Origin of the sequence: Streptomyces longispororuber (assembly GCF_014656095.1) — a bacterium.
Taxonomy (GTDB): domain Bacteria; phylum Actinomycetota; class Actinomycetes; order Streptomycetales; family Streptomycetaceae; genus Streptomyces; species Streptomyces longispororuber.
Genome location: NZ_BNBT01000009.1, coordinates 43,449 through 67,572 on the forward strand (window position 1 = coordinate 43,449; position 24,124 = coordinate 67,572).

The 24,124-nt window shown below is 71.3% G+C and carries 19 protein-coding genes, 3 pseudogenes and 1 riboswitch; of the genes and pseudogenes, 12 read left to right on the forward strand and 10 right to left on the reverse strand.

Going from position 1 to position 24,124, the window contains the following annotated elements; translation table 11 throughout:
- Positions 1–90: 90 nt before the first annotated feature.
- The 3 genes and pseudogenes from IE330_RS05095 to IE330_RS05105 form a co-directional block, all read left to right on the forward strand.
- Positions 91–210: pseudogene (locus IE330_RS05095) on the forward strand (IS5/IS1182 family transposase); the annotation flags it as partial.
- Positions 211–527: 317 nt separating this feature from the next.
- Positions 528–1,306, forward strand: a pseudogene (locus IE330_RS05100) (IS5 family transposase).
- A gap of 3,701 nt (positions 1,307–5,007) precedes the next feature.
- Positions 5,008–5,466 (forward strand): NUDIX domain-containing protein, encoded by a 459-nt coding sequence (locus tag IE330_RS05105; protein WP_190134692.1) that lies wholly within the window; start codon positions 5,008–5,010, stop codon positions 5,464–5,466.
- A 655-nt stretch (positions 5,467–6,121) separates the two neighbouring features.
- Here IE330_RS05105 and IE330_RS05110 read toward each other — a convergent pair.
- From IE330_RS05110 to IE330_RS05145, 8 genes and pseudogenes are all read right to left on the reverse strand, one after another.
- Positions 6,122–8,224: a TerD family protein gene (locus tag IE330_RS05110; protein ID WP_190134637.1), complete on the reverse strand. Its 2,103-nt coding sequence runs from the start codon at positions 8,222–8,224 to the stop codon at positions 6,122–6,124.
- A gap of 209 nt (positions 8,225–8,433) precedes the next feature.
- Positions 8,434–9,228: an urease accessory protein UreD gene (locus IE330_RS05115; protein ID WP_190134638.1), complete on the reverse strand. Its 795-nt coding sequence runs from the start codon at positions 9,226–9,228 to the stop codon at positions 8,434–8,436.
- Positions 9,225–9,917 (reverse strand): urease accessory protein UreG, encoded by a 693-nt coding sequence (gene ureG / locus IE330_RS05120; RefSeq protein WP_190134639.1) that lies wholly within the window; start codon positions 9,915–9,917, stop codon positions 9,225–9,227. The genes IE330_RS05115 and ureG overlap by 4 nt, the downstream gene beginning before the upstream one ends.
- Positions 9,918–9,995: 78 nt before the next feature.
- Positions 9,996–10,673 carry an urease accessory protein UreF gene (locus IE330_RS05125; RefSeq protein WP_190134640.1) on the reverse strand — a complete coding sequence of 226 codons (678 nt, stop codon included), beginning with the start codon at positions 10,671–10,673 and terminating at the stop codon, positions 9,996–9,998.
- A gap of 61 nt (positions 10,674–10,734) precedes the next feature.
- Positions 10,735–12,456, reverse strand: coding sequence for an urease subunit alpha (locus IE330_RS05130; RefSeq protein ID WP_190134641.1), 1,722 nt, complete (start codon positions 12,454–12,456; stop codon positions 10,735–10,737).
- A gap of 112 nt (positions 12,457–12,568) precedes the next feature.
- Positions 12,569–12,907, reverse strand: a pseudogene (locus IE330_RS05135) (urease subunit beta); the annotation flags it as partial.
- A gap of 16 nt (positions 12,908–12,923) precedes the next feature.
- Entirely contained in the window at positions 12,924–13,226 is a 303-nt protein-coding gene (locus tag IE330_RS05140) for an urease subunit gamma (RefSeq protein ID WP_190134643.1), read from the reverse strand.
- Between the two features lie 456 nt (positions 13,227–13,682).
- Entirely contained in the window at positions 13,683–13,961 is a 279-nt protein-coding gene (locus tag IE330_RS05145) for a type II toxin-antitoxin system Phd/YefM family antitoxin (RefSeq protein WP_190134644.1), read from the reverse strand.
- Positions 13,962–14,048: 87 nt separating this feature from the next.
- On the opposite strand from IE330_RS05145, the gene IE330_RS05150 reads away from it, so the two are divergent.
- The 4 genes from IE330_RS05150 to IE330_RS05165 all read left to right on the forward strand — a co-directional run bounded on the left by IE330_RS05150 (position 14,049) and on the right by IE330_RS05165 (position 17,109).
- Positions 14,049–14,678, forward strand: a complete 630-nt coding sequence (locus IE330_RS05150; protein ID WP_190134645.1) for an ATP-dependent Clp protease proteolytic subunit — start codon at positions 14,049–14,051, stop codon at positions 14,676–14,678.
- A gap of 7 nt (positions 14,679–14,685) precedes the next feature.
- Positions 14,686–14,994, forward strand: a complete 309-nt coding sequence (locus IE330_RS05155; RefSeq protein WP_190134646.1) for a hypothetical protein — start codon at positions 14,686–14,688, stop codon at positions 14,992–14,994.
- 712 nt (positions 14,995–15,706) lie between these two features.
- A riboswitch (cyclic di-AMP (ydaO/yuaA leader) is annotated at positions 15,707–15,859 on the forward strand.
- Between the two features lie 3 nt (positions 15,860–15,862).
- Positions 15,863–16,339, forward strand: a complete 477-nt coding sequence (locus IE330_RS05160; RefSeq protein ID WP_190134647.1) for a C40 family peptidase — start codon at positions 15,863–15,865, stop codon at positions 16,337–16,339.
- Between the two features lie 251 nt (positions 16,340–16,590).
- Positions 16,591–17,109, forward strand: a complete 519-nt coding sequence (locus IE330_RS05165) for a DUF6328 family protein (RefSeq protein ID WP_190134648.1) — start codon at positions 16,591–16,593, stop codon at positions 17,107–17,109.
- 137 nt (positions 17,110–17,246) lie between these two features.
- On the opposite strand, the gene IE330_RS05170 is transcribed toward IE330_RS05165, so the two are convergent.
- Positions 17,247–17,678 carry an ATP-binding protein gene (locus IE330_RS05170; RefSeq protein WP_190134649.1) on the reverse strand — a complete coding sequence of 144 codons (432 nt, stop codon included), beginning with the start codon at positions 17,676–17,678 and terminating at the stop codon, positions 17,247–17,249.
- A 263-nt stretch (positions 17,679–17,941) separates the two neighbouring features.
- On the opposite strand from IE330_RS05170, the gene IE330_RS05175 reads away from it, so the two are divergent.
- On the forward strand, positions 17,942–18,802 hold the full coding sequence (locus IE330_RS05175) for a helix-turn-helix domain-containing protein (protein ID WP_190134650.1): 861 nt from the start codon (positions 17,942–17,944) through the stop codon (positions 18,800–18,802).
- Positions 18,803–18,811: 9 nt separating this feature from the next.
- On the forward strand, positions 18,812–19,036 hold the full coding sequence (locus IE330_RS05180; RefSeq protein WP_190134651.1) for a DUF397 domain-containing protein: 225 nt from the start codon (positions 18,812–18,814) through the stop codon (positions 19,034–19,036).
- A gap of 77 nt (positions 19,037–19,113) precedes the next feature.
- Here IE330_RS05180 and IE330_RS05185 read toward each other — a convergent pair whose 3' ends face one another.
- On the reverse strand, positions 19,114–20,250 hold the full coding sequence (locus IE330_RS05185) for an 8-amino-7-oxononanoate synthase (RefSeq protein WP_190134652.1): 1,137 nt from the start codon (positions 20,248–20,250) through the stop codon (positions 19,114–19,116).
- 176 nt (positions 20,251–20,426) lie between these two features.
- Here IE330_RS05185 and bioB point away from each other — a divergent pair, with 176 nt between their 5' ends.
- The 3 genes from bioB to bioD all read left to right on the forward strand — a co-directional run bounded on the left by bioB (position 20,427) and on the right by bioD (position 23,836).
- Complete coding sequence (gene bioB / locus IE330_RS05190; RefSeq protein WP_190134653.1) at positions 20,427–21,698, forward strand: biotin synthase BioB; 1,272 nt, start codon at positions 20,427–20,429, stop codon at positions 21,696–21,698.
- Positions 21,691–22,998: an adenosylmethionine--8-amino-7-oxononanoate transaminase gene (locus tag IE330_RS05195; protein ID WP_190134654.1), complete on the forward strand. Its 1,308-nt coding sequence runs from the start codon at positions 21,691–21,693 to the stop codon at positions 22,996–22,998. The genes bioB and IE330_RS05195 overlap by 8 nt, the downstream gene beginning before the upstream one ends.
- A 118-nt stretch (positions 22,999–23,116) precedes the next feature.
- Positions 23,117–23,836, forward strand: coding sequence for a dethiobiotin synthase (gene bioD / locus IE330_RS05200; protein ID WP_190134655.1), 720 nt, complete (start codon positions 23,117–23,119; stop codon positions 23,834–23,836).
- Positions 23,837–24,124 lie beyond the last annotated feature (288 nt).

A 24,124-nucleotide genomic window follows, 5' to 3' on the forward strand; every position in this document is an offset into this window, starting at 1 on the left:
CCGATCCTTTCGGTCGGTCGGGCCGTGTCCGTGCTGGCGTGCGCGGCCCTTGGCGTGATCTCTACTTCACCACCTTGCCCCAGCGGGCCACAGCGGACCGCGTCCTGGCTGCTCGGCTGCTGGCGCCTCCACCGCCGCTACCAGCGCAAGCCCGCACACTTCCTCGCCTTCACTGCCATCGCTGCGACCCTCATATGCAACCGCCGACTGGCCAAGCGAAATGGCGCCTTAGAGGGCGTTCGTGCTGCTGACGTGCGGGTTTGGTGGATTTGTCGGCCATCCGAAGTAGGCCTATTGATACTTTTCACTCCGAGAGGTTGAGGGGTTCCACTCCCCCGCAGGACTCGTGTGTCGTCCCGTTCCGCCCCGAGAGCTCCTGTCCGGTTTGAATATGCACAGTATTGCCCTCATAGGCCACTCGGACGAGCGATATACGGGCGCCAACTTGCGGTCGTATCAGTACTGTCATGACGACGCAGCCGCCCCGCAAGTCCTATCCGAGTGATCTGTCCGATGCCCGCTGAGAGTTGACGGAGCCGACGCTGAGCGCCTGGCGGGCCGAGCGGCAGAAGGCCTCGCTCAACCTCGGCGGCAAACTCGCCGACCTGCGCGAAGTCATGAACGCGATCCTCTACGTCAACCGCACCGGCATCCCCTGGCGCTACCTGCCACACGACTTCCCCGCGCACACCATCGTCTTCTCCCACTTCAGTGCCTGGACCGCTGACGGCACTATCGAGAAGCTCGGCATCCGTCTGCACCGCCTCGTGCGTGAACAGGAGGGACGCAAGACCAAGCCGACCGCCTGCGCGATCGATGCCCAGAGCGTCAAACCGCCTCCAGCGTGCCCACGAGCACCCAGGGAATCGACGCCGGGAAGAAGATCGTCGGCCGCAAGCGCAGCATCGTCGTCGACGCCCTCGGCCTGTTACTGCTGGTCATGGTCACCGCCGCCAGCGTCTCCGACAACGAGGCCGGCAAACAGCTCCTGACCCAGCTCGCCGCCAGCCACCCCACCCAGGCGTGGGGCGACACCGGCTACAAGAACCAGGCCGTCGAACACGGCGCAGCCCTCGGCATCGACGCCGACGTCGTCCCCAGGAACACCCAGATCAAAGGCTTCTCGGTGACCCCACGGCGCTGGGTGGTTGAGCACAGTTTCGGGTGGATCATGATGCACCGCCAACTCGCCCGTGACTACGAGACCAAACCCGCCCACTCCGAGAGCACGATCCGCCTCGCCATGATCTCGCACCTCGCGAAACGGGCGACCAGCGAAACCACCCCAACCTGGCGAGACGCTTAAACCGTAAACACCCACGAACTACATGAACCAGACGCCCTCTTAGGCAGCCGCTTTAGGGCGAGCCTCTAAAATCATGGCCCCAGATCGGGACCTGCGGGCAGGCTAGGAGCCTTTCCGATCCGCTCGCCAGCGTGAGGGGCAATGATCATTCGCCCCAAAGCAGCTCCAACCCAAAGCCGCTACGCCGACCTATAGCGGCCGCGCTCCCGCATCAGTTCCGCCAACATCCGAACTGCGTCTGATTCCGTGATCTCCCATCTATCGAGGTGCCCACTCACTCTGCAAAAGGGTTCAAGAGCCGCCAGAGCCACCTTCGCCTCATGCATGGAGTCCGCAAAGCGGTCGATGCCTCGTTCCCTCAGCCGTTGATTGAAAGCTTCGACCGTTGCCGCGTCACCACCCACGTAGTGAGCAGGAACCCCGTTCGCAAAGTGGCGGGATACCTGGGCAACACGGAGAGCTGAGATCGCCACGTTGAACGCTTCGCGACGGGTACGTCGCCACCCCAAGTGGGCAGTCAGCCACGGCGCTAGCGACGCGCCCACGAACGCTCCCACAAGCCCCAGCACGGGCGCTAACCAAACGCTCATCAATCCTTACCTCCATGATCCAGACCAAAAGACGCAAACAGTCTTAGCTCAGTTCCGGGGCCGTCTCCGGGCCGTCGAGAGATGCTCAACGACAACCAACGCTGACAGCCAACAGCCACTAGGCCGCAGGTCACAGCATTGATTGTTTACGAAGTCGCAGGCGAGGGATCGGCCCCGTCACTTCTTCGACAAGTGACCCACTCGATCACCGCTCAGCTCAAGGCCACGATCGCCGCACGGGTAGCTACCCGCTGCGGAGCGAGCCTCAGGTCGGGTCGGTGTCTACCTGCCAGACCGCATAGGAAAGGCCTGATCCAAGGCGGTACTGGCTTGCCGCAGGAACTCTCGAACAGCTTCTTCGAGATCACTGAGCCTGCCAGAAAGTCCAGACGTGTATATGCCATTGCGCTGCTCGATCCTTCGTCAGCAGCCAAGTTCAGCAAGTGCATTATGCGAAACGGGGCCACTACGTCCGCTGCCGCTTCTGTGACCCTCGTTGCGTATGGCTCAAGTTTGGCCGGACCGTTAAGAACTACCTGGTGACCGGCGCGCCGCACATCGTCTGCCAACTCTATCGCGCGGCTCAGATAGCCGTCCCGAAGATCCTTGGATCTCAAGTAGGTAACGTCGTCGCTGGGCGAGACTCCAATCCGGCGGCCAACCTTGATCCACGGCTCCATGTGATCATGCAAGGCTGTCGCAGCCCAAGCAAGAGCTTCGTAAGAGGCCCTTCGTGGCTCCCTTCGATCTCGCAGCGACTCTGCGTTCAAGCGCATCTTGTCCGTCGACTTCGTGAGCACACCCAGCGCGATCGTACTGATAGCGCCCAAGGACGCCCCGAGCAGCGCCGCTATACCTGCGTCCATCAGGCAATGATGCCCGTCGGGAGGATGTTCGCGTCTCCAGCGCCCTGTCAAACTGCGGTCATGCGACGCTGCGCTGGGGTGACACGACAGGGACAAGCATGCAGGAACGCAGCCCGTTTGAACGGCTTCTGCCATCAACACGGCGGGAGGGGACAGCGCCACACATCCCGGCCCATCCGCGGCGCTGGCTCGGCTGTGACGTCCCAACGGCGGGGTTGGCTATGGCAGCTCTGGCGCTCTCTGATGGACTGGCTCGGCGGATCGGCTCGCAAGCAATCACGACAGCGGTAAGCGAGGCGGCACCCGTAGGTTCGCTGGATGATGCGTGCCGCCACGACTGGAGCCCTCGGTACTGACCTGTGGATGGGTGTCTAAGCGCGTGACAACGCCCACGGACAACAGCGGATAGGTACGGATGCCTTCGGACGATCGCAGCAGGTCAGAGGCGCACTCGCCCCAGACTGAGGCCTCCCCCAAGTCCCCAATCCGATAAACGGAGCAGGCTGTACCGGTGAACGGTTTGCGCACGTCGCGGTGGGACGGTGCAAAGCTCCTTATGGCATCGGGAGCCATGGCGCCGGAGTCAGCCGTGCTCCGGGACCTTCTCGGTCCTCTGCCCGTCTTCGCCGAAGATGTCGCCCATGGCTTCCGCACCCTCCGAGATCACCGGCCGTAGTTGCTTACGGTGGAACCCGCTCGGTTGTGCCGCTCGCGCAGGAGTGCAGGGCGACGGCCGCAGCGATGATGACGTCGCACGGTTAGTCGGCGACGCCGGCGCGGCTGTGAGTGGTGGTCTTGCGGGGGTTATGGCCGGTCATGCCGAAGTAGGCAGCGGCTGCTCCCCCTCCCCCCGGCCTCTTCGGCCACCTTCGACACCCGCTGCGCAATCTCGTGCCCCGGGGCGTTGTACGCGGACGCGCCGGTGTGGTTGGCCCGGTGCAGGACGGCGATGATGCGGGCGGTGACGGGCCGCAGAGCGGCGCTCATGCGGCCCGCCCCTCCGTACCGGAGAGGGGATATCAACTGGTACACATTCGCCGGTGAGGTCGTCGGGGATGCTGACCAGCACGCGGGGCGGTCAGCTCAGGCGGGCGTGGATGCAGAGCCGGTAGGCGGGGGCGGTGTCGGCGTGCAAGGTCACATCTGGCATTCGTCGGCCAACACCAGCGGGCCTGCACGCGGCGCGCCGCGGCGCACGAGGCATAAGCCGACCGGCTCTGGCAGGTGATCGAGCCGGGCCAGATCTTGAGCGCGGGCGTGGAGGAGCGCGCTGGCCCGGTCGGGGTCAGGTCCAGCATCAGCGGTCGGCACACCGTTCCCGCCCTACGCGAAGCCTCGTAGGCTACCGCAGTTGCCCCCGCTCCTCAGCACGCCCCCGACGGCGAGCCCCCGACCCTGGCGAACCTTCGAGCTGACGTCACCGAGGTATGGGACGTCTACCAAGCATCGCGGTTCGGCTTTTTCACCACCAGGCACTTGCCGCTCCGCCTTGCCGACACTCTCTTAGCCGCCCGTACGTACGCGGGGGGGGGAAGAGCTCAAGGAGGCATACGCCTGACTGGCGCTGACGTACCAGGGCGCTGCCATGGTGCTCGGCAAGCTTGGGGAGAACGAACTCGCCTGGATGGCAGCCGATCGTGGGCTGGTCGCAGCCCAGCAGAGCGGCGCAACAACGCACGTCGCTCTTCCGTGGCTCAGCGAGGCGACGCCCTCGTTCCTGTCCGTCTACGGAACCCTGTTCTTGACCGGCGCGATGGCGGCTGCCCGTGCGGAGGACCGCGCGACGACGCAGGCCTTCCTGCGCGGGGGCGGAAGCGGCGACAGCACGGCTCGGCTCCGACGCCAACCTCCTCTGGACCGCCTTCGGCCCGACCAACGTCGCCATCCACAAGGTGGCCACGGCTGGGGAACTCGGCGACTTCCAGATCGCTTCCGACCTCGGACCACAGATTGATACGAGCGGCCTCCCCGTGGAGCACCGGGTACGCCACGATCTCGAAGTAGCGCGCACTCACCGCCAGGAACCGCACGGACGAAGCACCCGCTGTGGTCCTCGAAGCGGAACTGATAGCTCCCGAGCAGGTCAGGCACCACTACATGAGCCGACAGCTCGTCCTTGGCTGGGTCCGCGGCACGCGCGGACGTCCGAGCAGCTCGATGGCGGACTTGGCCGAGAGGCTTCGCGTCGCCTGAGGTGGCTAGCCTCGGTCACGTGAGCGAGACCGAGAACGAACACGAGGCGAAGATGGCGCGCCCGCGCATGGCCGCGGGCGCGCTGTTCTTCGACGAGCAGGGCCGCATCATGCTCCTGGAGCCGACGTACAAGGACTACCGGGATATCCCCGGCGGGTACGTCGACGCCGGCGAGTCCCCGCTTGAGGCGTGCGTGCGGGAGGTCCGCGAGGAGCTGGGCATCACGCCCGGAATCGGCCGCCTGCTTGCCGTCGACTGGGCCCCGAGTCCTGCTGAGGGCGACAAGGTGCTGTTCCTCTTCGACGGTGGCGCACTGCCCGCACGGCTCCAGGAGCGGATCCAGTTGCAGCGCTCCGAAATCAAGGCTTACGCCTTCCACAGCCTCGACGACGTGGCCTCCTTGACCATCCCGCGCCTCGCACGCCGGGTCCGGGCGGCCGTGGGCGCTCGGGCCGACGGACAGGTGGCCTACCTGGAGCACGGCCAGCGGCCGGAGCGATGCCCGAACTGAGGACAGGACTTAACGCCGAGCGCCCCGCTCGTGCTGGGACCACCCTTCGTCGCCGACCGGTGATCGTCATATGCCGGGATCACCCCCGCGGGTGCGGGGACCACCCGACGACCGCGCCTCGTAGCGGGCCTCACGCGGGACCACCCCCGCACGTGCGGGGACCACAGGAACTGACCAGGCACGTTAGCCGAGTCGGCCCTGGTTTTTACTCACTTTCAGGGAAACGGACATTCCTGCCTTTCGGGATCGACGCCACGCGCCATAGGGCTTCCGTCGCAGCCCCGGCGGGAGCCAAACGGGGAGCCAACCCGAGCGTCTCACGGTGGACGCTCGCGGACCCTCGCGAACGGACCGGGCCCGTGCTTGCAGCCGATTCTGGAGTCTTCGAGGAACGTTCGAGATGTCGGGTTACCAATCCGATAAACGGTGCGAGGCATACCGGTTAGCGACCGGAGCAGGTCAGGGGCCCGGTCCCTGGGGAGGACCGGGCCCCTGGCGGTAGGTGCGTGACTATCTGAGTGACTACGGCCCCGACGGTGTTCCGAAGATGTCGTCCATGGAGCTGGGCATCGCATCCGGGACCAGCCGCCCGTTCGACGTCGACTGAGCCCTCAGGCCTGCTGAGGGCGACAAGGGGCTGTGTGGTTGCGTCGTGTCAGCCGGTGGGGACGCGTTCCGCGGAAGGGGAGCGTCGCGGTGTCGGGTGGTCCAGGTGGGCCACCACCGTGGCGTAGAAGCGGTGCACGGCATCGTCCACGCTGCGGATGAAGCCGGACTCGGCGTTGCCACGGCCGCTGCCCATGCTCTTGAACAGCGACAGCCGGAAGCCGGTGATGCGCGCGTCGCCCTTCGGCAGCATGTCGCCGGGCTCCCGGCGCAGCCGCTCCAGCGTGCCGCGCGGGCCTCCCTCCGCGCCGTCGACAAGGGTTTCGACGTGGAGGTCGGCCGGGGCCTCGGCGAGACGTCGGACGAGCCGTTTCGCCCAGGTCAAGGGGTACCCCTGGGTGGGGGCCGGGATCTCCGTGCAGGTGCGCAGTCGGCCGGTCCGCAGGTCGGCGACGACCGCGAGGAGGCCGGGGGTGCCTTCGATGCGCACCTCGGCGTGCAGCCTTCCCTCGCGGCAGAGCTGGTCGGCGAGGCCCGCCCGGCGCTCCCCGGGGTCGGTGCCGCGCTTGGAGCGCTGCGCGGGCAGCACCTTCTGGCCCAGTTCGCCGCCCAGCCGGAGACAGACCTGGCGGATGAGGCGCTCCCAGCTCTCCACCACTTCGAGGGCGCGCGGGTCCCCGTGGCACAGGGTCTCGTCGTCGATGCCGTTGCGTACCGGGACCCAGGCCGCCCCCATGTTCTGGAAGCCGTGGCAGCCGGAGCTCTCGTGCTGGAGGTAGTGGAGCAGTTCCTGGAGCAGCCAGGCGTGCGCCATGTTGCTCACGCCCTCGTGCCGGATCAGCATCTGCGCCTGGTGTGCCACTTCGGCCCAGGAGAGGTGCCGGAGAGCCACCTTGTGCTTGCGCCGGCCGTCGGTCTTGACGTCGACCAGCGGCCTGCCTTCCAGGGCGACGTCGTTCGACAGCGTGATGACGGCCTCGTAGCCACGGCGTGCGGCGATGTCCATGTAGGCCTGCACCTGGTCGGCCTTGAGCGCGTTCCCGTTGGTCTTCGTCTCCAGCAGCGCGGTCCACAGCTTGCCCGCCCGTTCGACGCGGATGACGCCGTCCGGGCGCCTCGGTGTCTCACCGTGCGGCAGGGAGACCTCGGCGAACGTCTCCATGCGGCCCGCCGGTGCCCCGAAGGGGGCGGTGAGCCTCCTGCCGAACTCGGGCACCTGCGCCATCACCGACAGGAGCACCGACGTGGCGCGCGTCTCGCGATCGCGGTCGCTCTTCAGCGCGGTGACGGGGAAGAGCCGTGCCCCCTTCCACGACTCGTTTTCCGCCAAGGTCTTCTTGGCCGTCTTCGGCAGGGTGACCTTCTTCTTGGCGGTACGAGGACGCGGCGCGGGCTTCTTCGGCTCCGTCCCGTCGGCGGACTGCCGGGGCGGTGGGACCGCCGCCAGGACCGGCTGCGAGATGCTGCCGACGGCCGTCGCCGCGGCCACGGCATCGGCATCGGCATCGGCATCGGCTACGACGTCGGCCACGGTGCCGCTCGCCGCGCTGTCCCGCGTGTCCTCGGCGGCCGCGTCCTCGGCGGCTGCCTCCTCCTCCGCGGCCGCGTCGTCCTCGATGTCGACCCCGAAGTCCGACGCCAGGCCCGCAAGGCCGGCGTCGTAGCCCTGTCCGACGGCCCGTAGCTTCCACTCGCCGCCGCGGCGGTAGAACTCGCCGAAGATGAACGCGCTCACCGCGCCCGCATCGCCGATCACGAACCGGAGCAGGTCGTCCCCGGAGCCGTCCGACAGCGTCAGTTGCAGATCGTCCAGCTCTCCGAAGTGGCCTCCGTCGTACCGGCTCGCGGCCACCACGATCCGGTCGACGTCACCGGGGATCGCGGTCAGGTCGAAGCTGATCCGGTCCCGGTTGCCGTTCCCGCTGGGAGCCTTGCCCAGGAGCTGAACGCTTCCGTCCGCGGCCACCGGGTTGTTGTAGAAGTAGAAGTCCCCGTCGCTGCGCACCTTGCCGTTGAGGTCCAGCAGCAGGACGGAGACATCCGCGTCGCCCTCCCCCGTCGAACTGGCCCAGTCCAGGCTCACGATGACGGAACCGACGTTCTCGCTCAGGGATGCCAGCCTGACATTGGCACCCTTGGTCAACTCGTACATGCCCCACCCCTCTTGCGTACACCGGGCACCGGACGCGTGGTGCCCGCCCCTCGCCGATCGCGGCCGTCCCTCGAGGTACGTACCGCCACATGCGGCGCACGGCAGGACTCTAGTCCGCGGCGGGCGACCGCTGCGGCGCTCCGGTGAAAACCGGGAGGGTGCGGGGCGGGGCCGGTCACGGGTCCGGGGCCGCCCTTCCCGTCAGCGGTTCACGTCCACCGTTCCCGCGCCTCGTCGAGGATGCGGCGCAGCCGCAAGCCGTCCGGGGCCACCGCGGTGACGAGGATGCCGGGGCCGGCGAGCGGGGTGAGGGTGGCGTGCTCCCCCAGGACGGCCGCGGCAGGCGGGTTCGTGCGGAACTCCGGGCTCACGACGACGAGTTGCCCCACGGCCCGGTGGCCCGCCAGGACCGCCGGGCCGTCCCAGCCGGCGGGTGCGCCGGGGCCGCAGGCGAGTTCCTGGTCGAGGAGTACGCGGTCGGCGTGGCGTACCGTGAGGCGGCTGCGGAGGAGGCCCGGTGGTTCCGCGGTCCGGCCCAGGGTCTGTTCCTCGCGGAGGATCAGGTGACCGCCCTCGGCGACGTCCGCTCGGGTGGTGACGTGCAAGGCGCTGCCCCGTACCGAGATCAGTTGCTCGGGCAGCCAGTGGAGGGTTGAGTCGGCCGCGACCGTGAGGCGGACGTCGTAGCGCGCCTCGGGGGACGCCTCGCCCTGGCCCGGCAGGGCCATCGTCGCCGCCGCCGAGCCGACGCGCAGGTGCGCGCCCGGTTCCGTGGCCGCCTCGACGGTGAGGTGGTCGCCGCCCAGCGGTCCGCTCATCGCGCCGACCAGCAGGACGTGCGCCGCCGGGCCCGCGGCCCGGGTGCGGCGCAGGGCCAGCGGGCCCTCGCCCTGGAGGACGGGCAGGGCCGTGCCGCCGCGGCCGTCGGGCCGGGCGGTGACACGGGCCGTGGCTCGGACGCCCGCGGGCGCGAGGGCCCGAGCCGCCGGTGCGCTGCTCGTCATGCCGCGGCTGCCGCCCAGGCCGCGTACCGCGCGCGGACCCAGTCCGCCACCGGCGCCACGTGCTCCTCCGACCGCAGCGACTGGAACACCACCGGCAGCTCGCCCCGCTGCGCCTTCGCGTCGGCCGCCATGCGGGCCAGGTCCGAGCCGACGTACCGTGCCAGGTCCGTCTTGTTCACGATCAGCAGGTCGGCCGTCGTCACGCCGGGGCCGCCCTTGCGGGGGATGTCGTCTCCCCCGGCCACGTCGATCACGAAGACCTGGGCGTCCACCAGGCCGCGCGAGAACGTGGCGGTCAGGTTGTCGCCGCCCGATTCGACGAGGATCAGGTCCAGCGGGCCGACCTCGTCCTCCAGGTCCTCCACGGCCTCCAGGTTCGCCGAGATGTCGTCCCTGATGGCGGTGTGCGGGCAGGCGCCCGTCTCCACGGCGGTGATCCGCTCGGGCGGCAGGACCGCCTCCCGGAGCAGGAACTCGGCGTCCTCGCGGGTGTAGATGTCGTTCGTGACGACCGCGAGGGACAGCTCGTCCCGCAGGGCCCGGCACAGGGCGGCCACGGTCGCCGTCTTCCCGGAGCCGACCGGGCCCCCGAGGCCGATGCGCAGCGCCCGGCGGCGGCCGTCCGGACGGTGCGCGTCGGCACTGACCGCCGCCGCGTCGGAGTGCGTGTGGTCGTGGTCCAGGTGCATGGCGGTGCCTTTCGTCGTGTGTGGGGTGGAGTGATGTGGGGTGGGGTGATGTGGGGTGGGGTGGAGCGCCCGCCGCCCTTACGACGCGAACAGCCGTACCGGCCACGCCGCATGCGCCTCGCCCCCGATCTCCAGCAGCGGGGCCGACGCCGCCGGCAGGGCGTGGAGGCCCTCCTCGGGGACGCGGTGGGCGGCCCGTACCGCCGCCGCGGCCACCTCGTCCAGGTCGGCCCCGAGCCGGGCCAGTACGGCCGTCGCCTCGAAGGGGTCGAGGCCCAGCAGGCGCACCACGGCGGTGGCGGGGCCGCTGACGGTCTCGTAGGCGGCGCAGTACGCCGCGTCGGCGGGGCCGAGGCCGGCCGCCCGCGCGGTCGTGCCGAGGACGACCGGCTGGTGGGCGCCCTTGGGGAACGCGCGGGCCAAGGCGTCCAGTTCGGGCGACGGCCAGGTGGCGCGGCCTGCCCGGAGCAGTTGGCGCCCCAGCTTGCGGGCGGCCGTGCGCAGGGCGAGCGACCGGGTGTGGGCGTCGACGGCCTCGTCGAGGGCGGCGCGGCCGTCGGCGCCGAGCGCGGCGGCCGCGGCCAGCCCCGCGGACACCAGGCCGGTGGTGTGCAGCCGGCCCCGGCAGAAGTCCTCCAGGCTCGGCGCGCCCGTGACGCGCCCGGCCTTGACGGCCGCCTCGGCGCCGCCGGAGTGGGCGTGCCCTCCGGCGGGGAAGCGGCCGTCGGCCAGGATGAGGAGTGCGGCTCGTGACATGTCGTACGGCGACCAGGTGCGAGAGGGGAGGACGGGGGCAGGTGCGGGTACGGGGCCGGGGTCAGAAGAGGAAGTAGCGCTGCGCCAGGGGAAGTTCGGCCGCCGGGGACGGCTCCACCAGTTCGCCGTCGATGGTCACGGCGAAGCTGTCGGGCGCCACCTCCACCCGGGGCAGGGCGTCGTTCTCCCGCATGTCGGCCTTCGTGCGGCCGCGGGTGGAGCGGATGGCCACGAAGGGGCGGTCCAGGGCGAGGCGTTCGGGCAGGCCGTCGTCCAGGGCCGACCGGGTCACGAAGTTGAGGGAGTTGCGCGCGGGGGCCTTGCCGAGGGCGCCGTACATCGGCCGCGGCAGCACCGGCTGCGGGGTGGGGATGGAGGCGTTGGCGTCGCCCATCTGCGCGTACGCGATCTGCCCGCCCTTGAGGACCACCTCCGGCTTGACGCCGAAGAACGCCGGGTCCCAGAGGACCAGGTCCGCGAGTTTGCCGCTCTCGACCGAGCCGACCTCGTGCTCGACGCCCTGGGCGATGGCCGCGTTGATCGTGTACTTGGCGACGTAGCGGCGGGCCCGGTGGTTGTCGGCGCGGGTGTCGCCGGGCAGCGCTCCCCGGCGTCGCTTCATCACGTGCGCCGTCTGCCAGGTCCGCAGGATCACCTCACCGACGCGGCCCATCGCCTGGGAGTCCGAGGACATGATGGAGATGGCGCCCAGGTCGTGGAGGATGTCCTCGGCGGCGATGGTGGTCGGCCGGATGCGGGACTCGGCGAAGGCCAGGTCCTCGGGGACCGCCGGGTTGAGGTGGTGGCAGACCATCAGCATGTCGAGGTGCTCCTCGACGGTGTTGACGGTGTGCGGCCGGGTGGGGTTGGTCGAGCTGGGGAGCATGTTCGGCAGCGAGACCGCCGTGATCATGTCGGGCGCGTGGCCGCCGCCCGCGCCCTCCACGTGGAAGGCGTGCATGGTCCGGCCGCCGACCGCGGCGAACGTGGCATCGACGAACCCGGCCTCGTTCAGCGTGTCGGTGTGGACGGCCAGTTGGGCGCCGGTCTCCTCGCAGACGTTCAGGCAGGCGTCGATCACCGCGGGGGTCGCGCCCCAATCCTCATGGATCTTGAAGCTGACGGCGCCGGCACGCAGTTGGGCGTGCATCGAGGCGGCGTTGGTCGTGTTGCCCTTGCCGAGGAAGCCGATGTTGACGGGGCTGTGCTCCATCGCCGCGAACATCCGCGCCAGGTGCCAGGCGCCCGGGGTGATGGTGGTCGCCTTGCTGCCCTCGGCGGGGCCCGTACCGCCGCCGATGAGCGTGGTGACGCCGGAGGCCAGGGCCTCGTCGACGATGCCGGGCGAGATGAAGTGGATGTGCGTGTCGATGCCGCCCGCGGTGAGGATCTTGCCGTTGCCGGCGAGGATCTCCGTCTCGGGCCCGATGACGAGATCGGGGTGCACCCCGTCCATGGTGTCGGGGTTGCCCGCCTTGCCGATGCCGGTGATCCGGCCGTCGCGGATGCCGACGTCGGCCTTGACCACGCCCCAGTGGTCGATGATGACGGCGCCGGTGACCACGGTGTCGGGCGCGCCCTCGGCGCGGGTGGCGCGGGACTGGCCCATCGACTCGCGGATGACCTTGCCGCCGCCGAACACGGCCTCGTCCCCGGAGCGGCCGGGGCCGCCGGAGCGGTCCTCCTCGATCTCCACGAGCAGGTCGGTGTCGGCGAGCCGGATCCGGTCCCCGGTGGTGGGGCCGAACAGGTCGGCGTACGCCGCGCGGGACAGTTCAGGCACCGGGTGCTCCGTTCGCTTCCGTGCCGGCGCGCCGCCCTCGCGGGTCCGTGCCCGTGAGGTGCCCGCGCGGGCCGTGGGTCGTACGCGGTTCCGCCGCCGGGCGGGCGTCGTCCGCGTCGAGGGGTCCCCGGGTCAGGCCGCGCAGTCCGGGCACGACGCGGGCGCCCGCGAGGGGGACCAGCTCGACGTCGACGGGAATGCCCGGCTCGAAGCGCACGGCGGTGCCCGCGGCGATGTTGAGCCGCTTGCCGTGCGCGGCGGCGCGGTCGAAGTCGAGGCCCGGGTTGGCCTCGGCGAAGTGGTAGTGGGAGCCGACCTGGACGGGCCGGTCGGCGGCGTTCAGGACGGTAAGACGGGTGGTGTCGCGGCCCTCGTTGTAGGGGACGGGGGTCTCGGCGAACAGGATCTCCCCCGGTACCGGCGGTCCGGAGGGCGTGGCGGGACGGGTCATGCGGCGCGTACTCCCGTCACACGATGGGGTCGTGGACGGTGACGAGCTTGGTGCCGTCCGGGAAGGTCGCCTCGACCTGGACGTCGTGGATCATCTCGGGGATGCCCTCCATGACGTCGTCCCGGGTGAGCACCCTGCGGCCGGACGACATCAGGTCGGCCACGCTGCGGCCGTCCCGGGCGCCCTCCAGGATGTGGGCGGTGATGAGGGCGACGGCCTCGGGGTGGTTGAGCCGCAGGCCGCGCGCCTTGCGCTTCTCGGCCACGTCCGCGGCCACATGGATGAGCAGTCTCTCCTGCTCGTGCGGGGTCAGTCGCACGTCCCACCTCACAGTCCTCGCCCCGGACCGTGCGGGGTCCGGCTGCCGCGGCCACCGCGACGGGTTTAGATGTAACACGCAGCGATGCGCGTGCCGGTGTCCACTGTCGCTTACGAAAACCCCAGGTGGCGTGGGAGAGCAGGCTAGTTGGGCGGAGTTTCAGCGAGGTTAACCAGTCTTTGACCGGCTGATGACCTTCAGCGGGGCTGCGCCATACCCGGCGGGGCCGGGCCGTATCCGGCGGGGCTGGGCCATGCCCGGCATGGCCGCGCCCATGCCTGGCGGAACCGCGCCACGCCCGCGGGGCGCGCGCAGGGCCGCGCCGCGTCAGGCCGGACCGACCCGCCCCGGCCCACCACTGGCCAGGTCAGGTCCGGACAGGTCAGGTCACGTCAGGTCCGGACAGGCCAGATCAGTCCGGCCAAGTCAGGTCCAACCAGGCCAGGCCAGGCCACGTCAGCTCATGCGCGGCCCGTGGTGCTCCGCGGCGATGCCGAAGCGCTGCCGGTCCCCGCCCGCGGGCGACGTGGAGCCGATCGACGACACCGAGCTGATCACCTGCTCCTGCGCGGGCTCCTCCGCCTCGTCCAGGCGCCGCAGGTCCTCGGCGGACACCAGGGCCACGAGCGGCTTGCCGTGCCGCGTGACGACCACGCGCTCGCCGCCGTACACCACGCGGTTGATCAAGTCGGCGAGCTCAGCCCGGGCTTGCGTCACCGGAATCTCGTAGGCCATGCCCCCATCATAACGTCACGTACATCCTGTACATTTTTTACAGAGGCCGCCGCGGAGGGCTGCGGCCCCGCTGACTGGAGGCGTGCCATGCGCGGACCGTCCGCCCGTTCCGTCCTGCCGGAGTTCACCGAGCGCACCAGTACGGGGGTGCGCACCTGGGATCCGTACTCCAAGCTCCTGGACGAACGGATCGTCTTCCTCGGCACACCGATCGACGAGGTCTCGGCGAACGACGTGATGGCGCAGGTGCTGTATCTGGAGTACGCGGCTCCGGACCGGGACATCTCGCTGTACATCAACTCGCCCGGCGGCGACTTCAGCGCGACGACGGCGATCTACGACACGCTGGTGTACGCGGCGTGCGAGGTGGAGACGGTCTGCCTGGGCCAGGCCGCGTCCGCCGCCGCGGTGCTGCTCGCCGCGGGCACGCCGGGCAAGCGGTCGATCCTGCCCGGCGCCCGGGTACTGCTGCGGCAGCCCGCGCTGCCCGAGCCGGTGCGCGGCCAGCCCACCGACCTGGAGATCCAGGCGGAGGAGCTGCGGCGCACCCGCGCCCTCCTGGAGGAGATGCTGGTCCGGCACACGGGGCGCACCCCCGAGCAGGTCTCGGCGGACATCGAGCGGGACACGGTGCTCGACGCCGCGGGCGCGGTCGACTACGGCCTGGTGGACCGGGTCGTGCCGAGCCGCAAGGCGTCGCGGCCGAGCGCGGGGTGAGCCGCCGGTGCTGCCTCCCGAACCACCGCCGCTGCCCGCGCTGACCCGGGCCGAGGGTGACGTGGTCGACGCGTACCTGGCGGTCGTCGACCTCCTCGGGCGCATCAACCCGGCCCGCGCCGAACACACGTACGGCGGCCTCCGTGCCGCGCAGGCGCTCGTCGCGCGTGCGGCCGAGCTCCGCGACGCGCTGGCGCTCATGCATCAGCGCGGTGAGAGCGAGGTGCACGCGCCGACGCTCGCGCGAGCCCTGCGCGTCCTGGACGGCGAGCGGCGCGCGGCGCGCGTGACGCTCCCGCCGTCGACGGGGGCGTGAGGCCCCGGCGTGCCGCGGTGCCGTCGACACGGCCGGTCGGGCGGGGGCGGGCCGCGGCCGTGCGCCCGGAGTGCCGTCGACACGGCCGAGCGGGCGGAGATGCGCCGCGACCTTGCGCCCGGGGTTCCGGCGACGCGAACGGGCAGGCGGAGGCGGGTTGCGGCCGTGCGGGGGCGCCCGGGTGAAAGAGCGTCATGATTCCGTCCGGTTCACCCCCCATGTCCCGCCTCCGCATGCCAGACTTCCGGTCTGACTTCCCTCTTTTTCGGCCGGGCCGCGACGCGCGCCGGTCGCACCGGCCTCCCGTGGGCGCGCCCCGGACCCAGCGCGCCCGCGCCGTCCGCTCGTTGAGGGTGGGTACCGATGTCGCGCCATGGCCGGGGCTGCCCGGGAAATAACCAGAAATGATCGCGCTTTCGCCGTAGTGGACCATCGTCCCGGCGAGCACCCGAAGATGCGCAACTCCCTTACGCAGCAGCCGGAATCGGACCTTCCGGCGCTGATGGGGCAATCATCGCCGACTGTGATCTGAGTCCCATTCGGGCGCTGTCCACCGGAACGGGTCAGCCGTGAGGAGCCTCACATACTGCCGATTCGGCTCGGCTTTTTCGCCACTCTCGGGTGAAGATCCCTTCCGACGACAAGCCCCCGCCACAGGCGGCGGGGCGATCCGGGCGGACGCCGAGTCCTGCCGCCGCCCGGATGCCCGGTCGACATCTGTGCACCGGCAGGAGTGGAGGACCCAGCAAGGCGGGCCGTCCGGCTAGTCCGGTCGGTCCTTGGGGTGAAGTCGCATGCGCGGCCGGGCATCTTCGCCTGCCCGAACCCGACAGGTCATCCTTCACAGGCGGCTGACGAAGGGTTGCGCATGACCGCGCTGCAACGTGTTCCGTCGCTGCTGACGAGGGCCGGTACGGCTTCGGCTCTCACGCTCGCCGCCGTGGGCGGCACCATCGTGGCCCCCGGGCTCACCGGGGAAGCGGAAGCGGCCACCTCGCACGGAACGAAGGCGCTCAAGATCGCGGCGTCCAAGAAGGGCTCCCCGTACCGCTACGGCGCCGCCGGGCCGAACCGGTTCGACTGCTCGGGCCTGACGCTCTACTCGTTCAAGCGCGTCGGCAAGAAGCTGCCGCGCACCGCCCAGCAGCAGTACAACAAGACCCGCCATGTGTCCGCCGCCAACCGCACCCGCGGCGACCTGGTGTTCTTCCACTCCGGCCGGAGCGTGTACCACGTCGGTATATACGCCGGCAAGGGCAAGATCTGGCACGCACCGAAGCGGAACACCGTGGTGCGGCTGGAGAGGATCTGGACCAACAAGGTCTGGTACGGCCGGGTCCGCTGACCCGGTGAGCGCGCGGCGGCCGCCCCGTACGGCCCGTGCCGCCGCCCGCTCCGGGCGCCCCCGGGCGCCTCGGCCGCCGTCCGTCCGGCACACGGACGGCGGCCCCCGCCACCCGGCGTGCCGAACGGGTGGCGGACCCCGGACAGCGGGCCCCGGGCAACGGGCCCCGCGGAGCCCGTGTCACCCGCCCGGCTCCGCCGCCGGGCCGTCACGACGGGCGTGGAGCGGCCCCGCGCGGATACTCGTGGACCATGGCCGATCATCACCCCCATTCGTCGGGCACCCCCAGACCGGGCTCGTCCCGGCGCACCCGCAACGAGACCCCGCTGGAGCGGGCCGACCGCAACTTCGGCGAGCTGCTCCAGGAGCTGCGGGTCACGCAGACCGGCGTACAGATCCTCTTCGCCTTCCTGCTCACGCTCGCCTTCACGCCCCGCTTCCCGTCGCTGGACAGCGTGCAGCGCCACACGTACGTCGTCACGCTGCTGCTCGCGGTGCTCGCCGCCGCGCTGTTCACCGCGCCCGCCGCGGTGCACCGCACGCTCTTCCAGCGCGGCGCCAAACCGCTGATCGTGCGGGTCTCCTCGAAGCTCGCCGCGGTGGGCCTCGGCGTGCTCGTGCTCGCGCTGACGGGCTCCGTCCTGCTCGTCGTCGACGTCGCCGCGGGCCGCACCGAAGGGGTGATCGCCGGGGTGGCCACCTTCCTGGTCTGCACCGGGCTGTGGGGCGTGCTGCCGCGCGCGATCGGGCGCGCCAACGGCCGGCTGTGACGCGGCCGGTCCGGTCGCGGGGCGGATGCCGTACGCGTACGACCTGACGGTCCGGCGGGACGGCGGGGCGGCGAGGCGGCGGGACGGCGCACGTGGCCGTGCCGTCGCGCGGGGCGCCGCCTCAGGGCCGTGAGGGCTCAGCGCCGCACCGGTAGCGACCAGGGCAGGGTGATCCACACCGTCTTGCCGCCCTCCGCCGTCCGGCAGACCGAGAGTCTGCCGCCGCACTCGGCGGTGAGCCAGCGGATGATGACCATGCCGCGCCCGTTGTCCTGCTGCACGGCGGCGGGCAGGCGCTGCGGAAAGCGGGGGTGACTGTCGGTGACCCCGATGCGCAGCCGCTCGTGGCGGTCGAGCTGGACGTCCACGGTGAACGTGGGCGAGAGGCCCGAGGTGTGCTGCACCGCGTTCGTGGCGAGCTCCGAGACGATGAGCCGGACCGTGTCGGCCACGTCCGCGTCCGGGGGCAGGCCCCACTCCGTCAGGACGTCCCCCACGTACTGACGGGCGGTGGAGACCGAGACGGGGTCGCTCGGCAGGGTGATTGATGCTTCCTGGTGGTCTGCCATGACGGCGCCGTCCCTTTCCCACCGGGACCGGTACTCCGACGCGTGGCGGAAGCACTCAAGGACCGTCCCGGAGCTGGTGCTATGCGTCAGACTGCCACTGTCACGCGGGCCGCGCCCGGCGATCCACCGAGATGTGCATATATCTGTCGCTCGAAGCGGTGAACTCTGCGACGGCAGACCGTATTTGGGCGTAACACTGGCAGTTCCCCCACCGTCCTCTACGGTTGGCGCGGACTTCCGGCGGACCCCAGAAGGAGACAGCCATGCAGTACGGCCCCGCGGTGCGCCGGCGCAAGCTCGGCGCGGAATTGCGGGCGCTGCGCGCCGAGGCGGGCCTCACCAGTGGCGAGGCCGCCGCGCTCGTCGGCTGGCACCAGTCGAAGGTGAGCCGGATCGAGACGGGCCGCAGCGGTGTGAAGGCCGCGGACGTACGGCTTCTGCTGGAGACGTACCAGGTCAAGGACCCGCATCTGCGGGAGCTGCTCGTCGCCCTCGCGGGCGGCGGGGACGAGCACGGGCGCCACCACTGGTGGCACGCCTACCGGGGGCTCCTGCCGCCCGCGTACCGCGACTTCATCAGCCTGGAGTCACAGGCCTGCCGGGTGCGCACGCTGGAGACCACGGTGGTGCCCGGTCTGTTGCAGACCCCGGAGTACGCCCGCGCGGTGACACGTGCCGCCCTCGGCGGGATGCCGGAGGAGCAGGTCGAGGCGCTGGTGCAGGTGCGCCTCGCCCGCCAGGACGTGCTGCGCAGCGAGCCGCCGCTGCGGCTGAGCGTCATCCTGGACGAGGCGGTGCTGCGGCGGGAGGTGGGCGGGCCCGAGGTGCTTTCCGGACAGTTGCGGCGGTTACTCGACGCGGCCCAGTTGCCTCAAGTGCGGCTCCAGGTGCTGCCGTTCACCTCCGGAGAGCACATGGGCCTGATCAGCCCTTTCGTTATTCTTTCCTTTCCGAACATTTCTGATCTGGATGTGGTTGTTCTCGACCACTTGACGAGTAGCCTCTACCTCGAACGGAAAGAAGACCTCCAGGCGTACACCGACGCCTTCAACTCCCTCCAGGGACAGGCGCTTTCCGTTCAGGATTCAATGGATTACCTCGCCGTTTTAGGTGACGGCGCGTAAGGAGGCACCATGACTGCACTGCCTCGGTCCGTTCCCTCCAGCACGTCTCTCAGGGACGCGCGATGGTGGCGCAGCAGCCGCAGCAACGGCATGAACAACTGTGTGGAGACGGCCTCGCTCGGCTCCGGCCCGCTGGCGGAACTGCTCGCCGTGCGCGACTCGAAGAACACGGCAGGACCAGCCGTGCTCTTCTCACCCACGGCCTGGGAAGACTTCATCGACGCCCTTCGGTGAAGCCCCCTCGGCCCTGAAATGAGGCCCGAGTGAGTGCGCCGGACCCTGGACCCAGGTCGTAGGTGCCAGATCTCAGGTCAGGGTGCGGTGCGGCTGATCACACCGACGACCTCGGCGAGTTCCGAGTCGCCCAGGTCGGCGCGGGCGGTCAGCCGCAACCGCGAGACGCCGTCGGGGACCGACGGCGGACGGAAGCACCCCACGGCAACACCGGCGGCCCTGCAGTCGGCCGCCCAGCGCACCGCCGCCGCGGGCGACGGGGCGCGTACCGAGACGACGGCGGCGTCCGGACGGACCGCCGAGAACCCCTCCCCCACCAGCAGCTCGTACAGCCGGCCCGCCACCGTGCGCGCGCGTGCGGCGCGCTCCGGCTCCCGGCCGAGCAGCCGCAGGGCCGCCAGCGCCGCCCCGGCGGCCGCGGGCGCGAGGCCCGTGTCGAAGATGAACGTCCGCGCGGTGTTGACCAGGTGGTCGATGACCCGGGCCGGGCCGAGTACGGCGCCGCCCTGGCTGCCCAGGGACTTCGAGAGCGTGACGGTGACCACCGTGTCCGGCGCGCCCGCGAGCCCGGCCGCGTGCGGGGCGCCCCGGCCGCCGGTGCCGAGCACGCCGAGGCCGTGGGCGTCGTCGACGACCAGGCCCGCGCCGTACTCCCGGCAGGCAGTGGCGAGTTCGCCCAGCGGCGCGGCGTCGCCGTCCACCGAGAACACCGAGTCCGTCACCGTGATCGCGGGCCCCTCGTGGCCGGCGAGCGCCTTGCGCACCGCCTCCGGGTTCGCGTGCGGCACCACCTGGGTCGTGCCGCGCGCCAGGCGGCAGCCGTCGATCAGCGAGGCGTGGTTGCCCGCGTCCGAGACGATCAGCGAGCCGTACGGGGCGAGCGCGGTGACGGCCGCGAGGTTCGCCGCGTACCCGGACGACAGCACGAGGGCGGCCTCGGCGCCACAGAACGCGGCCAGCTCGCGCTCCAGTTCGGCGTGCAGTTCGGTGGAGCCCGTCACCAGGCGCGAGCCGGTCGCGCCGCCGCCCCAGCGACGGGCCGCCGCGGCCGCCGCAGCCGTGACCTCAGGGTGGCGGGCGAGGCCCAGGTAGTCGTTGCCCGCGAGGTCGAGCAGGGGGGATTCGGCCGGGCGCGGGCGCAGGGCGCGCACGAGCCCGGCGCGCTCCCGCTCCCGCGCCCGCTCGTCGATCCAGTCGAACGGCGCGCTCGCCATGGGGCCTCCAGGTCGTCGTCCGCACGGGCGGTGCGAAAGGATGCGTTTGTAGACAGTGCACAGACCCTAGCCGCCGCGCCACCGGGCCATGGTGTGGCAATACCCACACCTGCTCCGGGTTCTGTTGTGCGGTTTCTCCATGGTCAGAGAGACTGTCGTACGTCAGGATCGGCGCCATGGATCTGCTCAACACCTTGGTGGACAAGGGGCTTCGGCGGGAAGCGCCGACCCGTGACGAGGCGCTGGCCGTGCTCGCGACCTCCGACGACGAGCTGCTCGACGTGGTGGCGGCGGCCGGAAAGGTACGGCGCCACTGGTTCGGGCGGCGGGTGAAACTCAACTACCTGGTCAACCTGAAGTCCGGCCTGTGCCCGGAGGACTGCTCGTACTGTTCGCAGCGGCTCGGCGCGGACACCGGCATCCTGAAGTACACCTGGCTGAAGCCGCAGGAGGCCTCCGAGGCCGCGGCGGCCGGGCTGGCCGGCGGCGCCAAGCGCGTCTGCCTGGTGGCGAGCGGCCGGGGGCCGACGGACCGCGACATCGACCGGGTCTCGGACACCGTCAAGGCGATCAAGGAGCAGAACGAGGACGTCGAGGTCTGCGCGTGCCTCGGGCTGCTCTCCGAGGGCCAGGCCGAGCGGCTGCGCGGCGCGGGCGTCGACGCGTACAACCACAATCTGAACACCTCGGAGTCGACGTACGGCGCCATCACGAAGACGCACACCTACGCCGACCGGGTCGACACCGTGCGGAAGGCGCACGCGGCCGGGCTCTCCGCCTGCTCGGGGCTGATCGCGGGCATGGGCGAGACGGACGCGGACCTCGTCGACGTCGTCTTCTCGCTGCGCGCGCTCGACGCGGACTCCGTGCCGGTGAACTTCCTCATCCCCTTCGAGGGCACCCCGCTGGCCAAGGAGTGGAACCTCACGCCGCAGCGCTGCCTGCGCATCCTCGCCATGGTGCGGTTCGTCTGCCCGGACGTCGAGGTCCGCATCGCGGGCGGCCGTGAGCTGCACCTGCGCACGCTCCAGCCGCTGGCCCTGCACCTCGCCAACTCGATCTTCCTCGGCGACTACCTGACCAGCGAGGGCCAGGCGGGCAAGGCCGACCTGGAGATGATCGCGGACGCCGGGTTCGAGGTGGAGACCACGGAGCAGGTGACGCTGCCGGAGCACCGCCGCGGCGGAGGCTGCGGTTCCGTGTGCGGGTCGGATGCGGCGGAGGCGTGCGGGACCGAAGCCGGGGCGGCACAGGCCGCTGGGGCGGCGGGGACGGACGGGACGGCCGCCGGGCCGGGGACGGACGGGACGGCTTCCCGGCCGGATGCGGACGGGGCGGCTTCCGGGCCGGGGGCGGCCGCGGCGGAGACCGCCGTGCCCGGGGCGCGCACGGACCTGGTGGCCGTACGCCGCCGGGGCCCGGGGACGGACCTGGCGCCCAATGCCTGACCCCGTGCTCGACGTACAGCGGATCCTGGATCTCGACCGGGCGCACGTGTGGCACCCGTACGGTCCGATGCCCGGGCAGCAGGAGCCCCTGGTCGTGGAGTCGGCCGCGGGGGTGCGCCTCAAGGTCGCCGGTGCCGGTGAGCTGATCGACGGCATGTCCTCGTGGTGGTCGGCCGTCCACGGCTACAACCACCCCGTCCTCAACGAGGCGGTGCGCGGGCAGCTCGACCGGATGAGCCACGTGATGTTCGGCGGGCTCACCCACGAGCCCGCCGTGCGCCTCGCCAAGCGGCTCGTGGACATCACGCCCGAGGGCCTGGAGCACGTCTTCCTCGCCGACTCCGGGTCGGTGTCCGTCGAGGTCGCGGTCAAGATGTGCCTCCAGCACTGGCGCTCGCTCGGCCGGCCCGAGAAGCGGCGGATGCTGACCTGGCGCGGCGGCTACCACGGCGACACCTGGCAGCCCATGGCGGTGTGCGACCCCCAGGGCGGCATGCACCACCTGTGGCAGGGGGTCCTGCCCCAGCAGGTCTTCGCCGACCTGCCCCCCGCCGGCTTCGACGCGTACGACGAGACGTACGCGCAGCACCTGCGCGACCTGGTCGGGCGCCACGCGCACGAGCTCGCGGGCGTCATCGTGGAGCCCGTGGTGCAGGGGGCGGGCGGCATGCGCTTCCACTCGCCGCGGTACCTGCGGGCGCTGCGGGAGGCGTGCGACGCGCACGACGTGCTGCTCGTGTTCGACGAGATCGCGACGGGGTTCGGCCGCACGGGCGCGCTGTTCGCGGCGGACCACGCGGCCGTGACGCCCGACGTGATGTGCCTCGGCAAGTCCCTCACCGGCGGCTATCTGACGATGGCGGCGACGCTGTGCACGGCGCGCGTCGCCGAGGGCATCGCGCGCGGCGAGGTGCCCGTGCTCGCGCACGGCCCGACGTTCATGGGCAACCCCCTGGCCGCGGCGGTGGCGAACGCGTCCATCGACCTGCTGCTCGGCCAGGACTGGCAGACCGAGGTCAAGCGCATCGAGTCCGGCCTGCGCGCGGGTCTCGCCCCGGCCGCCGAACTGCCCGGGGTCCGGGACGTCCGGGTCCTGGGCGCCCTCGGTGTCGTCCAACTCGACCACCAGGCCGACGTGGAAGCGGCCACCCGGGCCGCGGTGCGGGCGGGCGTGTGGCTGCGGCCGTTCCGCGACCTCATCTACACCATGCCGCCCTACATCACCTCGGACGACGACGTGGCGCGCGTCGGACAGGCCGTCCGCGCGGCGGCGCGCGCGAGCACGGAGGCACAGAAGTGAGCACGCGAGACACAGGAATGAGCGCGTGAAGCGCAGAAGTGAGCACACGAAGCGGAGAAAGCGCTGAAAGCGCAGAAGTGGGCGTGCGAAGCACGGACGTGAGCAAGGAGGGCGCGGCGTGAGTGTCGTCGTGGTGTCCGGGACGGGCACGGAGATCGGGAAGACGGTGACGACGGCGGCCGTCGCCGCGGTGGCGCTCGCCGCCGGGCGCAGCGTCGCCGTCCTCAAGCCCGCGCAGACCGGGGTCGGGCCCGGGGAACCGGGGGACGTCGACGAGGTGCGGCGGCTCGCGGGCGAGGGCGTCACCGGCCGGGAACTCGCCCGCTTCCCCGAGCCGCTGGCCCCGGCGACGGCCGCGCGGCGCGCCGGCCTCGCGCCCGTCACTCCGGCCGAGGTCGCCGAGGCCGCGGAGAAGCTCGCGGCCTCCCACGACCTCGTCCTCGTCGAAGGGGCCGGAGGCCTGCTCGTACACCTCGACGACACGGGCGCGACCCTGGCGGACGCGGCGCGGGAGCTCGGCGCGCCGGTGCTCGTCGTCGCCACGGCGGGGCTCGGCACGCTCAACGTCACCCGGCTGACGGGCGAGGCGCTGCGGGCGCGGGGGCTGGAGACGCTCGGCGTGGTCATCGGGAGCTGGCCCGCGGAGCCGGACCTCGCGGCCCGCTGCAACGTGGCGGAGCTGAGCCCGATGGCGGGCGCTCCGCTGCTCGGCGCGGTGCCGGAGGGGGCCGGGGGCCTGGACGGCGAGCGGTTCCGGGCCGAGGCCGCGGGGTGGCTCGGGGCGGAGCTCGGAGGGACGTGGGAGGCCGGGGCGTTCGCTTCCGCCTCTGCTTCCTGACCGGTCTCCGATCGATTCCGCGCCGCCCTGCCCCGCTCCGCCCCTTTCTGCTCCGCCCTGCCCATTTTCGGCCACGTACCGTCCGAGTCCCGGGTGGCGTCGGCGTCCGGGGGCGGGGGCAGGGACGGAGTCTTCCGTTCCGCTCACCCGCTCACCCGCTCACCCGTTCGCCCCGTTGCGCCGCGGGCGCGGGTGAGCGGGGAGTTCGGCGCGGGTGCGCGGGGAGGTGGGGAGCGGGTGCGCGGGGAACGGCCTGTTGTGCAGCGGGGTGCGTCCGCCGCGATGCGG

Bases quoted from the DNA above. Each gene is read 5' to 3' on its own strand.
- IE330_RS05110 (WP_190134637.1), bottom strand. From the start codon at position 8,224: ATGTACGAGTTGACCAAGGGTGCCAATGTCAGGCTGGCATCCCTGAGC.
- IE330_RS05195 (WP_190134654.1), top strand. From the start codon at position 21,691: ATGCCTGACCCCGTGCTCGACGTACAGCGGATCCTGGATCTCGACCGG.
- bioB (WP_190134653.1), top strand. From the start codon at position 20,427: ATGGATCTGCTCAACACCTTGGTGGACAAGGGGCTTCGGCGGGAAGCG.
- IE330_RS05185 (WP_190134652.1), bottom strand. From the start codon at position 20,250: ATGGCGAGCGCGCCGTTCGACTGGATCGACGAGCGGGCGCGGGAGCGG.
- IE330_RS05145 (WP_190134644.1), bottom strand. From the start codon at position 13,961: ATGGCCTACGAGATTCCGGTGACGCAAGCCCGGGCTGAGCTCGCCGAC.
- IE330_RS05115 (WP_190134638.1), bottom strand. From the start codon at position 9,228: ATGACGAGCAGCGCACCGGCGGCTCGGGCCCTCGCGCCCGCGGGCGTC.
- IE330_RS05105 (WP_190134692.1), top strand. From the start codon at position 5,008: ATGGCGCGCCCGCGCATGGCCGCGGGCGCGCTGTTCTTCGACGAGCAG.
- IE330_RS05180 (WP_190134651.1), top strand. From the start codon at position 18,812: ATGACTGCACTGCCTCGGTCCGTTCCCTCCAGCACGTCTCTCAGGGAC.
- IE330_RS05150 (WP_190134645.1), top strand. From the start codon at position 14,049: ATGCGCGGACCGTCCGCCCGTTCCGTCCTGCCGGAGTTCACCGAGCGC.
- IE330_RS05165 (WP_190134648.1), top strand. From the start codon at position 16,591: ATGGCCGATCATCACCCCCATTCGTCGGGCACCCCCAGACCGGGCTCG.
- IE330_RS05160 (WP_190134647.1), top strand. From the start codon at position 15,863: ATGACCGCGCTGCAACGTGTTCCGTCGCTGCTGACGAGGGCCGGTACG.
- IE330_RS05175 (WP_190134650.1), top strand. From the start codon at position 17,942: ATGCAGTACGGCCCCGCGGTGCGCCGGCGCAAGCTCGGCGCGGAATTG.
- IE330_RS05170 (WP_190134649.1), bottom strand. From the start codon at position 17,678: ATGGCAGACCACCAGGAAGCATCAATCACCCTGCCGAGCGACCCCGTC.
- ureG (WP_190134639.1), bottom strand. From the start codon at position 9,917: ATGCACCTGGACCACGACCACACGCACTCCGACGCGGCGGCGGTCAGT.
- IE330_RS05125 (WP_190134640.1), bottom strand. From the start codon at position 10,673: ATGTCACGAGCCGCACTCCTCATCCTGGCCGACGGCCGCTTCCCCGCC.